The sequence below is a fragment of the Lentzea aerocolonigenes genome (genome assembly GCF_000955955.1).
Lineage (GTDB): Bacteria > Actinomycetota > Actinomycetes > Mycobacteriales > Pseudonocardiaceae > Lentzea > Lentzea aerocolonigenes_A.
The window spans coordinates 1-12,753 of the sequence record NZ_JYJG01000360.1 but is presented as its reverse complement, the minus strand read 5'-3'; the positions used below and the strand labels follow the sequence as shown (position 1 = coordinate 12,753).

At 68.8% G+C, this 12,753-nt stretch carries 12 protein-coding genes; all 12 read left to right on the top strand.

From position 1 onward, the window contains the following. Positions 1-452 precede the first annotated feature (452 nt). The 12 genes from UK23_RS38000 to UK23_RS37945 all read left to right on the top strand — a co-directional run bounded on the left by UK23_RS38000 (position 453) and on the right by UK23_RS37945 (position 12,663). Positions 453-644 carry a hypothetical protein gene (locus UK23_RS38000; protein ID WP_156213687.1) on the top strand — a complete coding sequence of 64 codons (192 nt, stop codon included), beginning with the start codon at positions 453-455 and terminating at the stop codon, positions 642-644. 182 nt (positions 645-826) lie between these two features. After that, entirely contained in the window at positions 827-1,243 is a 417-nt protein-coding gene (locus tag UK23_RS37995; protein WP_156213686.1) for a hypothetical protein, read from the top strand. Positions 1,244-1,253: 10 nt separating this feature from the next. Then, complete coding sequence (locus UK23_RS37990) at positions 1,254-1,682, top strand: phage tail protein (protein WP_045316615.1); 429 nt, start codon at positions 1,254-1,256, stop codon at positions 1,680-1,682. Then, positions 1,679-2,413, top strand: coding sequence for a LysM peptidoglycan-binding domain-containing protein (locus UK23_RS37985; protein WP_045316614.1), 735 nt, complete (start codon positions 1,679-1,681; stop codon positions 2,411-2,413). The genes UK23_RS37990 and UK23_RS37985 overlap by 4 nt, the downstream gene beginning before the upstream one ends. Further along, entirely contained in the window at positions 2,406-4,175 is a 1,770-nt protein-coding gene (locus tag UK23_RS37980; RefSeq protein WP_045316613.1) for a VgrG-related protein, read from the top strand. The genes UK23_RS37985 and UK23_RS37980 overlap by 8 nt, the downstream gene beginning before the upstream one ends. Before the next feature lie 25 nt (positions 4,176-4,200). After that, positions 4,201-4,485, top strand: a complete 285-nt coding sequence (locus tag UK23_RS37975) for a PAAR domain-containing protein (protein ID WP_045316612.1) — start codon at positions 4,201-4,203, stop codon at positions 4,483-4,485. 4 nt (positions 4,486-4,489) lie between these two features. Then, the gene (locus UK23_RS37970) at positions 4,490-4,891 is read left to right on the top strand and encodes a GPW/gp25 family protein (protein ID WP_045316611.1); all 402 of its coding nucleotides are present in this window, start codon (positions 4,490-4,492) and stop codon (positions 4,889-4,891) included. Continuing rightward, entirely contained in the window at positions 4,891-6,816 is a 1,926-nt protein-coding gene (locus UK23_RS37965; RefSeq protein ID WP_045316618.1) for a putative baseplate assembly protein, read from the top strand. Before UK23_RS37970 ends, UK23_RS37965 begins: the two co-directional genes overlap by 1 nt. A 1-nt stretch (position 6,817) precedes the next feature. Beyond that, positions 6,818-7,354 (top strand): phage tail protein, encoded by a 537-nt coding sequence (locus tag UK23_RS37960; RefSeq protein ID WP_045316610.1) that lies wholly within the window; start codon positions 6,818-6,820, stop codon positions 7,352-7,354. Next, positions 7,351-8,295: a zinc ribbon domain-containing protein gene (locus UK23_RS37955; protein ID WP_045316609.1), complete on the top strand. Its 945-nt coding sequence runs from the start codon at positions 7,351-7,353 to the stop codon at positions 8,293-8,295. Before UK23_RS37960 ends, UK23_RS37955 begins: the two co-directional genes overlap by 4 nt. A 2-nt stretch (positions 8,296-8,297) precedes the next feature. Then, positions 8,298-11,282: a VWA domain-containing protein gene (locus UK23_RS37950; protein WP_045316608.1), complete on the top strand. Its 2,985-nt coding sequence runs from the start codon at positions 8,298-8,300 to the stop codon at positions 11,280-11,282. An 85-nt stretch (positions 11,283-11,367) separates the two neighbouring features. Then, positions 11,368-12,663 carry a hypothetical protein gene (locus tag UK23_RS37945; protein ID WP_045316607.1) on the top strand — a complete coding sequence of 432 codons (1,296 nt, stop codon included), beginning with the start codon at positions 11,368-11,370 and terminating at the stop codon, positions 12,661-12,663. Positions 12,664-12,753: the final 90 nt, after the last annotated feature.

Genomic DNA, 12,753 nt, shown 5'->3' with positions numbered 1-12,753 from the left:
TGAGGCGCCGCCGGCCGTCCGAGGGCTGGTTGGCGAGGCGCCGGCTGTCCACGGGCCCATTGAGGCGATGCCAGCCGTCCGAGGGCTGGTTGGCGAGGCGCCGACTGTCCAGAAACTCGCTGATTCGACGCAGGCCGCCCAAGGACCAGTTGGTTCGACATCCACTGATCAGCGACTGGACGGATCGGCACTGACAGCCCAGGGTTCGGGCGGTTCGGCACCGGCTGTCCAAGGGCTGGTCGGCTCGGCACCATCTGTCCAGCGGTTGGTCGGTTCGGCACCGTCTGTCGAACCGTTGGCTGGTTCGGCGCCGTCTGTCGAGCGGCCGGTCGGTTCAACATCGACCGTCGAGCGACCGGTCGGTTCACCAACCACTGTCCAAAGGCTGGTTGATGCGGCACCGGTTGTCCATGGCCCAATCGATGCGATGCCGACTGACCATGGGCCGGTTGATGCGACGTCGGTTGTCCGAGGGCTGGTCGGTGCGACGCCGTCTGTCGAGCGGCTGGTTGGTGCGGTGCCGGCTGTTCAGCGGCTGGCCGACACGGCGCCGGCTGCCCGAAGGCTGGATGGTGCGGCGCCGGCTGTCGAGCGGCTGGCCGACACTGCGCCGGCTGTCCGAGGACTCGTTGGCGCAGCGCTGACTGTCCAGAGGCTCGCTGGTTCGACGCTGGCTGCCCAAGGACCGGTTAGTACGGCGCCGTCCGTCGAGCGGCTGGCTGGTGCGGAGCCGGCTGCCCAAGGACCGGTTAGTACGGCGCCGTCCGTCGAGCGGCTGGTTGGTACGGAGCGGGCTGCCCAAGAGCCGGTTCGTACGGCGCCGTCCGTGCAGCGACTGGTCGGCGAGGCGCCACCCCTCGTCCAGCACGCCACCGGCCTCCCAGCCCTACCGCCCACCAGCCCGGAAGCCGCGCCCGTCCAGCGGATCTTCGCGACCCCCGCACCAGCACACGCGCAGCCACCTGTGCCGCTGCCGGTCGCCGTGCCGCCCGCCGTGCCGCCCACCCCCGAGCCGGCGCCGGTGGTGGCGCGCGTCGCGGAGCCCGAGTCCAGCCCGTCCCCGCCTGCCCAGCGAGCCGAAGCCGAAGCCGAGGCCGAAGCCGAGCCCGAAAAACCGGCACCACAGCCGCAAGCGCAGAACCCGGAAGAGCTGTTGCGCAAGTTGTACGACCCGTTGCTGCGCCGGCTCAAGGCCGACCTGTGGCTCGACCGTGAGCGTCGTGGGGCGCTCACCGACCTGTGAGGACTGAGTCATGACCGCACCAGAGGAAGCCGTCGCCGTCTGCTTCAGCGTGTCGGTGGACAAGGACGACCTGGGGTCGTTCAACAGCTGTGAGGGGCTCGGGTGCGAGTTCGTCATCGAGCAGCGGGAAGAGGGCGGCAACAACGGGATGGTGTGGCAGCTGCCCACGCGGATCAAGTACCCCAACGTCAAGCTCACCAGGCCGGTGACCAGGGACAGCCAGAAGATCACCAGCTGGATCGCGGGCATGGCGGCGGGGGTCAAACGCAGAACCGCCGTCATCGAGGCGAAGACGTTGGAAGGCAAGACGATCGCGAGCTGGTCGCTCGCGGAGGTGATCCCGGTGAGGTGGACGGGGCCGCAGCTGAGTGCGGAGCAGGCCAAGGTCGCGACGGAGACGCTCGAGCTGGCGCACCACGGGTTCTTGGACGCGCGATGACCGTCACCTTCACCAGTGCCGGGGTGGGAGCCGCGGCCAAGAAGATGGAGCACGCCGTCCTCACCGCCTGTGAGCCGCCCAGGCCGGGCGGGTTGCAGAAGCCGGGCGCGGAGCTGTTCAAGATCAAGCTCCAGTTCAACCCCAAGGAGCTGACGCTGGCCAAGAACGCCAAGTGGCAGCGGCAGGCGCAGCCGAACGCGGCCAAGGCGGGCGTGCCGGAGTTCAAGGGGGCGGAGCCGGCGAAGCTGAGCCTCGAGATCTTCCTCGACTCCACGAACACCATGGGCGACGAGACCGTCAAGATGGTCGAACAGCTGTTCAACCTCACAGTGCCCACGAAGGACTCCAGGACGAACGGCAAGGGCAGCCCGCCGTGGGTCATCTTCAAGTGGGGCACCACAACCGGTTTCCCGAGCTACGTCTCCAGCGTCACGGCCAAGTACACGCTCTTCACCCCCGGCGGCATGCCGGTCAGGGCGGTGTGCACGGTCAACCTGGAGGAGGTCAGCGGCGAACCCGGCGGCCAGAACCCCACCAGTGGCGCGCTCGCGGCACGCGATCAGCACACGCTCACGGCCGGAGACTCGCTCCAGTCGTTGGCCTACAAGGCGTACGGCAACCCCGAGCTGTGGCGGCACATCGCCGAGGCCAACGACATCGACGACCCGATGCGGCTCAAGCTCGGCTCGACCGTGCTCGTTCCGGCGTTGGAGGAGATCCAGCATGGCTAACGAGAGCTTCGCCAACAACCTCGTCGTCGAGGTCGAGGGTCAGCCGCTGCCGCAGGACGTCAAGCTGCTGCTCACCTACGCCTACGTCGACGACAGCCGCAACCTGCCGGACATGTTCGTCCTCAAGTTCCGCGACCCCGGCCACGTCGTGCTCGCCAAGGGCCACTTCACCATCGGCGCCAAGACCACCATCAAGGTCCAGACCGCGGACCCCGGCGGCCCGAAACCGTTGATGAGCGGTGAGATCACGGCCGTCGGCATCGAGCTCGACGGGCAGGGCACGTTCACCGAAGTCAGGGGCTACGACGAGGCGCACCGGCTGTTCCGCGGCAAGCGTGTCGCGGTCTACCCGAACATGACGGTCGGCGACGTCGTCAAGAAGGTCGCCGAACGCGCGCACATCAAGACCGGCACGATCGACAACGTGCCCGGCTTCGGCGGCCGGCCGGACACCCAGCTGAGCCAGGACAACGTCAGCGACTGGGAGTTCCTGAGCCGCCTGGCCAAGACCACAGGTGCGCAGATCGCGGTCAGGGACGGCAAGCTCGACTTCAAGCTGCCCGAACCACCGGCGAAGGCACCGAAACCCAACGCCAAAGCCAAGTCCGACCCGCTGGTCCTCGAAATGCACAGCACCCTCGTGGCGCTCAGGGCCGGTATCACCACCGCGGGCCAGGTGCCCGAGGTCCAGGTCAGGGGCTGGGACTTCGAGAACAAGCAGGAGGTTCTCGCCACCGCCACCCCGAACACCGCCGGAGTCGAGGTCGCACAGGCGAAACCGACCGAGCTGGCGGCGAAGTTCAAGGCACCGCCCCACCTCGAAGCCGGCCTGCCCTACCGCACGCACGCCGAAGCCAAGACCGCCGCGGAAGCGCTGGCGGCCCAGCTCGGCGGCTCGTGTGCCGAACTCACCGGCGTGGCAAGGGGAAACCCGGAGCTGAAGGCGGGAACCGCCGTGGCGCTGACCAACGTCGGCGAACCCTTCCAGGGCAAGTACACGCTGACCAGCACGCGGCACCTGTTCGCAGAGCACACCGGCTACACCACCGAGTTCACCGTCTCCGGCAAGCAGGAACGCTCGCTCTACGGCCTGGTCCACGGCGCGACCACCAAGCCGCTCAACGGACTCGTGCCCGCGATCGTCACGAACGCCAAGGACCCGTTGAACATCGGCCGCGTCCAGGTCAAGTTCCCGTGGCTGTCACCGGATCTGACCAGCGTCTGGGCCCGCACGGTGCAAGCGGGCGCCGGAGCGGACCGCGGCACGCTGATCCTGCCGGAGGTCGGCGACGAGGTGCTGGTCGGTTTCGAGCACGGCGACTTCGACGCCCCGTACGTGCTCGGCGGCCTCTACAACGGCAAGGACAAGCCGCCGAAGCTCACCAAACCGGCGGTGGACAGCGCCAACGGCGAGATCGCGGCCAGGGGGTTCGTGAGCCGCAAGGGGCACAAGGTCGAGTTCGTCGAGGACGACGGCATCGTGATCTCCAGCGGTGACGGGAAGTTCGTCGTCAAACTCGATCAGAAGTCGCAGAACGTCGAGATCACCAGCGGCAAGACCATCAACGTCAAGGCGCAGAACGGCATCACCGTCGACGCCGGCACGGGCCCGCTTGAGCTCAAGGGACAGAAGGTCTCGATAAAGGCGCAGACCGAGCTGAAGGCAGAAGGCACCCAGGTCAAGATCGCAGGCCAAGCCCAGACCGAGGTCACCGCAAGTGGCCCGCTCACGGTCAAGGGCGCCATCGTGAAGATCAACTGAGCCGAATCGATTTGGGGAAACGCACATGCCACCCGCAGCCAGAGTCGGAGACATGACCGGGCATCCCGGCGTCATCATGCCGCCCGGTGTTCCGACCGTGCTCCTCGGCGGACTGCCAGCGGCGACCGTCGGGAACATGCACACCTGCTCGTTCCCGCCGCCCGCGGTGCACCCGCCCACGCCGATCATCCCGCCCGGCTGCCCGACGGTGCTGATCGGTGGCAAACCCGCGGCGCGAGTCGGCGACATGAGCGGCTGCGGCGCGCCGATCCTGCCGCCCGGCTGCCCGACCGTCCTGATTGGAGGCTAGCCAAGTGGACTTCATCGGCAGGGGCCTCAGCTTTCCCGTCCGCACCGACGCGACGGGCTCGGTGGCGCTGGTCGACGGCGACCGCGAGATCGTGGAGAGCATCCGGCTGATCCTCGCGACCGCACCCGGCGAACGCCCGATGCGGCCCGAGTTCGGATGCGCGATCCACGACCTGGTGTTCGCGCCCGCTGACTCCTCGACGGCCGGGCAGATCGCCTACGAGGTACGGCAGTCGCTCGAGCGGTGGGAGCCGCGCATCGACCTCACCGACGTCGTCGTCGACTTCGCCGAGGCCGCCAGCGGCACCCTGCTGATCGACATCCACTACGCCCTGCGCAACACCAACGACCCACGCAACCTCGTGTTCCCGTTCTACGTCATTCCGCCGCACGAGGACGGTGCGTGATGCCGCTTCCCCTGCCGAACCTGGACGACCGCCGGTTCCAGCAGCTCGTCGACGAGGCGAAACGCCGCGTCCAGCAGCACTGTCCGGAGTGGACCGACCACAACGTCTCCGACCCCGGCGTCACGCTGATCGAGGCCTTCGCGCACATGGTCGACGAGCTGATGTACCGGCTCAACCGCGTGCCCCAGCTGCACTACCTCAAGTTCCTCGACCTCATCGGCGTCGAGCTGTTCGCCCCGACCGCCGCACGCGTGGACGTCACCTACTGGCTCTCCGCACCCCAGGAAGCCCCGGTCGAGGTGCCGCAAGGCAATCAGACGGCCACGCAACGAAAGGGCGTCGAGGACCCCGTCGTCTTCACGGTCGACCGCCCGCTCACGATCGTGCCCTGCGAGCTCTCGCACCTGGCCACGGCCACGGCGAACGGCCAGCCCGTCGACCGCACCGACGACCTCAAGGCCCTCAAGGAACCGCAGGCCTTCAGCGAGCAGCCCGAGGCAGGTGACGCCGTGCTGTTCGGCCTGTCCAACGCGGTTCCCGGCTGCGCGGTGCTGCTGAGGTTCGACTGCGAACCGATGGGATCCGGCATCAACCCCGCCGACCCGCCGTGGGTGTGGGAGGCGTGGACGAGCGACGGCTGGACCGCCTGCGAGGTCGACCACTTCACCAACGGCGGCTTCAACTCCGCCGGTGACGTCGTCGTGCACGTCCCGCAAGGGCACACCACGTCGATCCTCGTCCGGCAACGAGCCGGCTGGCTGCGGTGCCGCGCCGCCGAACTGTGGCAGGGCCAGCCGTTCTACCAGCGCTCACCGAAGATCCGCGACGTCACCGCGGCAACGATCGGCGGCACCACCGAGGCCGTGCACGCCGACGTCGTCAAGGCCGAGACCATCGGCGTTTCGGAAGGCGTTGCCGGGCAACGGTTCCCGCTCGCCCGCACCCCGGTCGTCGCGGGTGCGCCGGTCATCGTCGAGGTCGCGACCACCGACGGCTGGGACACCTGGACCGAGGTGCCGACCTTCGTCGAGTCGGGCCCGGACGACCGGCACTTCCTGCTGGACAACATCGAGGGCCAGATCATCTTCGGCCCGGCGGTGCGGCAGCAGGACGGAACTCTTCGCCACTACGGCGCCGTGCCGGCGAAGTCCGCGGCGATCCGGGTGCCCGAATACCGCACGGGTGGCGGGCTCAGAGGCAACGTCGCGCGCAACCTCGTCACCGTGCAACGGGATCCGGTGCCGTTCGTCAGCAACATCACCAACCGCAAGCCCGGCCGCGGTGGTGTCGCGGGGGAGTCGGTCGAGGACGCGGCACTGAGAGGCCCGCTGTCGCTGCGGACCCGGGATCGGGCGGTGACGGCCGAGGACTACGAGATCCTCGCCAGGGAAGCCGCTCCGGAGGTCGCACGGGTGCGGTGCGCGCCTGGCGACGACGGGGTGCGCGTGCTCGTCGTGCCGGAGGTTCCGGAGCACGAGGAACCGAACTTCCAGGCGTTCCAGGTCGACCAGGAGACGCTCGAACGGATCGCCCGGCACCTCGACGCACGGAGGTGTGTCGGTGCGAGGGTGAGCGTGGAACCGCCGTTCTACCAGGGCATCACGGTGGTGGCGGACCTCAAGGCCCGCACCGGAACGCCGACGGAGGCCGTCCGGGCGCGGGCGATGGACGCGTTGAGCGACTACCTCGACCCGATCCGCGGAGGTGCGGACGGCGACGGGTGGCCGTTCGGGCGGCCGGTGCACTCAGGCGAGGTCTACGCGGTGCTGCAACGGATCCCTGGCGTGGAGCTGGTGGAGGACGTGCGGCTGTTCGCGGCCAACCTGCTGACCGGCGAACGCGGGCAGGCCGTGCAGCGCGTGGATCTGCCGCCGAACGGCCTGGCGTTCTCGTACGGCCATCAGGTGAGGGTGGTGAAGAGCTGACATGCGCACAGCCGTGGACGACCTGGTTTCCCCGCACCCCCTGGGCGAGCGGATGCCCTCGGTCTACACCGACGACGACTTCACCCAGCGCTTCACCCAGGCCCTCGACGAGGTCATCGCCCCGGTCTTCACCGTGCTCGACTGCTTCGCCGCCTACCTCGACCCGCGCCTGGCACCGGACGACTTCGTCGACTGGCTCGCCCAGTGGGTCGCGCTCGACCTCGACGAGAGCTGGTCCGCCGCCCAACGCCGCGAGCTCGTCGCCAGAGCCGTGCGGCTGCACCGGTTCCGCGGCACCAGAAGGGGCCTCGCCGAACACGTCTGGCTGCTCACCGGCGGCCGTGTCGACATCGCGGACAGCGGTGGGATCTCGATCTCCGCACAACCGGACGGCCCGATCCCTGGCAGTTCTCCCGCGCACGTGCTGATCCGCGTCCGGGTGCCGAACCCGGACACGGTCGACCGGGCGCGCATCACCGCGGCGGTGCGCCGGATGGTGCCCGCCCACGTCGCCACGACCATCGAGGTGACCACATGATCGTCTGCCAGACCTGCGGGGAGCACAACGCGCCGAACGCCGAGTTCTGCGGCAACTGCGGCGACTTCCTCAAGTGGACCGGCGCCCAGGTGCAGGCCGGTCCGGTCCGCCCGGACGCACCCCAGCAGCCGCAACCACACCACCGTCCACAGCAGACGCTCAAGCGCCAGGCCCAGGCCGGTGACCTGATCTGCGGCCAGTGCGGTTCCGGAAACGTCCCGACGCGCAGGTTCTGCGGCGTCTGCGGCTACTCGCTGGTCGACGCCGTCGCGCAGAAGCAGCCGTGGTGGAAGCGCTGGCTGCCCACCAAGGGCCCGAAGGTGAGGGAGAGCGGCAGCCGGCCACGTCGCGTCAAGAGGTCCACCCAGGTCAAACGGGGCGTCGGCAGGGCGTTCCGGTGGGCGCTGGCCATCGCCGTGCTGCTGTTCGGTGGCATCTACGGGCTCTCCCAGCCGTTCCGCAGCACCGTCAACACCCAGGTGCTCAACGGGAAGGACGCGGTGGTGGGCCTCTTCAACCGGGACCTGGTGCCGGTGCGGCAGAGCTCGATCTCCGCCGCGCAGGAACGCCCTGACCACCCGGCGAAGCTCGCGATGGACAACGACAAGGGCACCTTCTGGGCCGCGCAGACCGACGCGAGGACCGTGGCGCTGACCGTCAAGTTCGACCACGTCACGAACCTGCGCCGGATGATCATCTTCATCGGCGACGGCAAGAACTACCTGGGCTCCCAACGACCGCAGCGCCTGACGCTGGTGTTCGACACCGGCAAGACCACGGACATCCCGCTCGTCGACGTGTCGGGCGAACAGCAGCACGACATCAAGAACGGTGACGGCGTCAGACAGGTTCAGGTGCTGGTCGCGGGAGTCTTCCCGTCCACCGAGAGCACCGACACGGTGATCAGCGAGATCGAGTTGTTCGAGAAGCAGGTGAACTGACAGTGCGCGCACTTCCGTTGCTGCTGGTGGCATTGCTGCTGGCCCCGGTGCCGGCCACCGCCCAACCGGCACCAGAACCCGAGCCGTTCAAGATCGGTTTCGACAGCCTGGCGAACGACGACCGCGACATCTTCACCGTCGACAGCAACGGGAACACGCGCACCAACCTCACGAAGAGCCCGCGCGTCAACCAAACCGACCCGGCGTTCTCAGCCGATGGCACCAAACTGGCGTACGTCGACAACCGCAACATCATGATCGCCGGCGCCGACGGCACGAACCCCAAGCGCCTCAACACCGAGACACTCGCGCAGGCACAACCGGCGTGGTCACCGGACGGCACGATGATGGCGGTCACCACGCGGATCCCGAACGGCGACGGCAGCGACTCGGTGATCGACGTCTACCGCGTGTCCGACGGCGCCAAGACCAGCCGGATCCCGATCCCGAAGCACCTCGACGGTGACGACAGCCGGCCTGACTGGTCGCCAGACGGCAAGACCATCGCGATCACCAGGAACGCCGAGAACGTCGTCCTGCCACCACCGCCGGTCCCGGAGCCCGACACCGAACTCCCGGCCCGCCACGGCAGCACGTTCGACCTCACGAAGGTCGTCCACACCCCGCGCGTGCCGCCGAAGCCGGACATCGTGATCCTCATCGACATCAGCCGTTCGATGCTCGACGAGCTGACCGGCGTGCAGGAGCAGCTCGCCAAGATCATGGGTGAGGTCAAGGAGCTGCAGCCGGAGACCAGGTTCGGCGTGGCCACCTACGCGGGCGCCGAGAACAAGGGCAACGAGTTCAAGCGCGTCATCGGGCTGACCGGATCCGAAGCAGATGCCGTGGCGGCCGTCAAGGACGTCAAGCTGGTCAGCGACCTGAACTCCACGGAGGTGTGGGCCCACGCGCTGATCAAGTCCGCCACTGGCGAGTTCGCCTTCCGCCCCGACGCCAGCAAGGTCTTCGTGGTCATCGGCGACGAGCCGACCGCCGAGGGACTGATGACGGGCGAGGACACGGTGCCGAACGCCATCGCCGTGCTCAAGCGCGCCAACATCCGCACGGTCGGCGTGGACAGCGGCGACGCGAGGATCGGACTCGACTCCAAGCACCAGATCACCGACATCATCCAGGACCCCAAGGGATCCAAGCAGAAGTACGTGAAGAACGGCGAGGAGGACATCAGCAAGGCGATCCTCGACGGCATCAAGGACCTCGACGTCACGGTCCTGCCGAGGCCGAGGTGCGAAACCGGGCTCACCGTCGAGCTCACCCCGCCGGGCCCGGTCACCGGTCCGAGCGGTCAGGACTTCACCTTCGCCGAGAAGTTCACGGTCTCCCCGGACGCCACACCCGGCAGCACGTTGCACTGCACCATCGACTTCCTGCTCAACAAGGAGACCGAGGTCCGTCCCGGCCACACCCAGACCGTCACCGTGCAGGTGGCGGACCTGGTCGAACCACTGGTGCGGGTGGACGACGTCTCGGTGCAGAAGCAGGACGCCGGCGGTGCCGCGGTGAACTACCCGGCGAGCGCGACCGACAGCCAGGGCAGGCAACTCCCGGTGGCCTGCACCCCGCCGTCCGGCACCAAGTTCCCGATCGGCGTCACCCGCGTGACCTGCACGGCCACCGACGCGCGCGGCAACACCGGTACCGACACGGCGATCGTCACCGTCACGTCGCCGAACCCGCCCGGCTCGGAGATCTGGCTCGTCACGCCGGACGGCAGCAGCCAGATCAACCTGTCCGAACGCTTCACCGACCCGTGCGGGAGCCGTTTCAGCGACGATCCGGCGTGGTCTCCGGACGGCAAAACCCTCGCCATCACCCAGGAAGACCAGATCTGCCAGGTCAACGCCGACGGCACCGGCGCACGCGTGATCGTGCGCACCACCGAAGGCGCCGGGCGGCCGCGGAGCCCGGCGTGGCTCCCCGACGGCACCAGGATCGTGTTCGAGGCCGCGAGGACCGAGCAGGAACCGGACCTCTACACGGTGCCGATCCAGAACGGCACGCCGAAGGTCCTGACCACCAACGCCGGACAGCCTGCCGTGCAACGACTTCCGCGCATCACCGTGACCACGACGGCGACCCCCGCCGAGATCCCGTTCAACGGCAGGACGACGATCGAGGTCACCGTCGCGAACACCGGCTTCGCACCCGCCCCCGCCACGCTCACCGTGACGATGCCACCAGGGCTCCAGGGCGGCCCGGCAGGCGGCGACGTCGGCCCGATCGCCCCGGGACAGAGCAAGGTGATCAGCGGTGACGCCAGCGGCACCACCGCGGGAGAGCACGTCGTGACCGCGGCGGTAGGTGCGATCACCTCGAAGGTGACCGTGAAGGTCTTGGAGCGCACCGGATCGCTGTCGCTGACCATGTCGGCGAGCCCGCAACCGTCGTTCGTCGGCGGTGACGACGTGACGGTGACCTTCAAGCTGCTCAACAGCTCCGGCTCGACGCTCACCGACGTGCGGGTCAACGCCTCGGCGTTCGGCTGCCGGCCGGACTGTGCGGCCGGCACGCTCGGACCCGACGGCCAGGCCGAGGTGAAGCTCACGATCCCGGCCACCCAAGCCGTCGACCAGGAGCTGGCCGCGGTCGTGATCGCCACCGGCCCGGACGAGGACGCGCAGGACAACGTCGCCACCACCCGGATCGTCATCAAGCAGCCCACGCTGACCCTCGACCAGCAGGCCGGCCCACTCGGTGGGGTCGTCTCGGTGCAGGGCAAGGACTTCCCGCCGAACGCCAAGCTCAGGCTCGGCTGGTCCGTCGGCATCTCCGAGTCACCGGGCGAGCTCACCGCCACCGACGGCACGTTCACCGCGCAGATGCTGGTCTTCCACAACGACACCGAGGGGCCCCGGCAGGCCCAGGCCGTCACGGTCGAAGGCACGAGGTTCGGCGACGTGAAGTCGGGAGACTTCCTCGCGTTGCCGAACACCGTGCAGCCATCGGACTTCGTCGAGCGCGGTTGACCGCCCGAACGGGCAGTGATGAGCGCACCCGGCCACGCCTCCGCCGCCCCTGTGCGGCGCCAGGGATGCAAGGAGACTGCTAGTCATGGGAGCAACAGCGACACTGTCCACTTCGGACCTGGACGTCGCACCGGGCGGGGACGTCACCTGCCAGGTGATGGTGCGCAACGCGGGCGAGCTGGTGGACCAGTTCACGATCGACGTCGTCGGCGATGCCGCGTCGTGGAGCCACGCCGAACCGGCCGTGGTCAACCTCAACCCCGGCGAGTCCGCACCCGTGCTCATCCGGTTCGCGCCACCACGTGACACGGGCGTCTACGCGGGCCCGGTCCCGTTCGGCGTGCGGGTCATCTCGCGCGAGGACCCGCACGGCTCGGTCGTCGAAGAGGGCGTCGTCGTGGTCGGCGCGTTCACCGACGTGGCCGCGGAACTGGTGCCCGCCAAGGCGGAGGGCAGCAGGAAGGCGAAGTACGAGGTCGCCGTCGACAACGTCGGCAACGCGCCCGCGATGCTGCGGCTGCGAGCGGTCGACCCCGAGGACGAGCTGGACTTCCGGCTCGACCGCACCGAGATCGCGCTGCCGCCGGGCACCACCACGTTCGTGCGGCTGCAGGCCAAGCCGCGCAGAACCTTCGTGCGCGGTGAGCCGAAGCGGCACCCGTTCCAGGTGGAGATCACACCGGAGCGGGGCGAGCCACTCCTCGCCCAGGGCACGATGGTGCAACGCCAGCTGCTGCCGAAGTGGTTGCTGCCCGCGCTGATCGCACTGCTGTTGCTCGCGGGAGCGTTGGTGGCGCTGTGGTTCACGGTGCTGGCGCCGGCCGTGAAGTCCGCGGCGCGCGAGGCGATGCAGCAGGAGTCCAAGGAGATCAAGGAGAAGGCCGACGAGGCGGCCAGCTCGGCCGGTGCGGCCAAGGAGCAGTCCAAGCAGGCGGCGGCCAACGCCGGACAGGCGCTGGACATCCTGGGCGTCAAACCGGGTGACACGAGTGCGACGCCGACGCTGCCCAAACCCGCGGAGAAGGGCGAGCCGGTGACGTTCCGGCTCGACATCACCTCGCCGATCGTGACGAACGCCGGCGCGTTCACCGAGGTGTCGATCACTCCGCTGGACGGCAAGAAGACCATTCTCGTCAAGGATCTCTTCTTCGAGAACGCCAAGGGCGACGCCGGGACGGCCCAGCTCGTCCGGGACGCGGACGGGACGCGCAGCACGATCCGCGTGATCGGGCTCGGGAACTTCCGGGACCGCGACGAGCACTTCCAGGAACCGCTCCGGTTCAACCCCGGCGAGAAGATCGTGTTCCGGGTGAGCTGCCAGAACCCGCAGCCCAAGGGAGCGTGCACGCCTTCCGTGGTGCTCAACGGGCGCGCGGAATGACGTCAGCGCCGGCCTTCGCCCTAGGGCCTGTATCGAAGTCCATGTTCGCGATAGCCGGGCCTGAGCCGGCCCCTGGCGGCACGGCCGGAC

Coding starts and splice junctions, on each gene's coding strand:
- UK23_RS38000 (WP_156213687.1), top strand. CDS start 453: ATGCGACGTCGGTTGTCCGAGGGCTGGTCGGTGCGACGCCGTCTGTCG.
- UK23_RS37990 (WP_045316615.1), top strand. CDS start 1,254: ATGACCGCACCAGAGGAAGCCGTCGCCGTCTGCTTCAGCGTGTCGGTG.
- UK23_RS37985 (WP_045316614.1), top strand. CDS start 1,679: ATGACCGTCACCTTCACCAGTGCCGGGGTGGGAGCCGCGGCCAAGAAG.
- UK23_RS37980 (WP_045316613.1), top strand. CDS start 2,406: ATGGCTAACGAGAGCTTCGCCAACAACCTCGTCGTCGAGGTCGAGGGT.
- UK23_RS37975 (WP_045316612.1), top strand. CDS start 4,201: ATGCCACCCGCAGCCAGAGTCGGAGACATGACCGGGCATCCCGGCGTC.
- UK23_RS37965 (WP_045316618.1), top strand. CDS start 4,891: ATGCCGCTTCCCCTGCCGAACCTGGACGACCGCCGGTTCCAGCAGCTC.
- UK23_RS37960 (WP_045316610.1), top strand. CDS start 6,818: ATGCGCACAGCCGTGGACGACCTGGTTTCCCCGCACCCCCTGGGCGAG.
- UK23_RS37955 (WP_045316609.1), top strand. CDS start 7,351: ATGATCGTCTGCCAGACCTGCGGGGAGCACAACGCGCCGAACGCCGAG.
- UK23_RS37945 (WP_045316607.1), top strand. CDS start 11,368: ATGGGAGCAACAGCGACACTGTCCACTTCGGACCTGGACGTCGCACCG.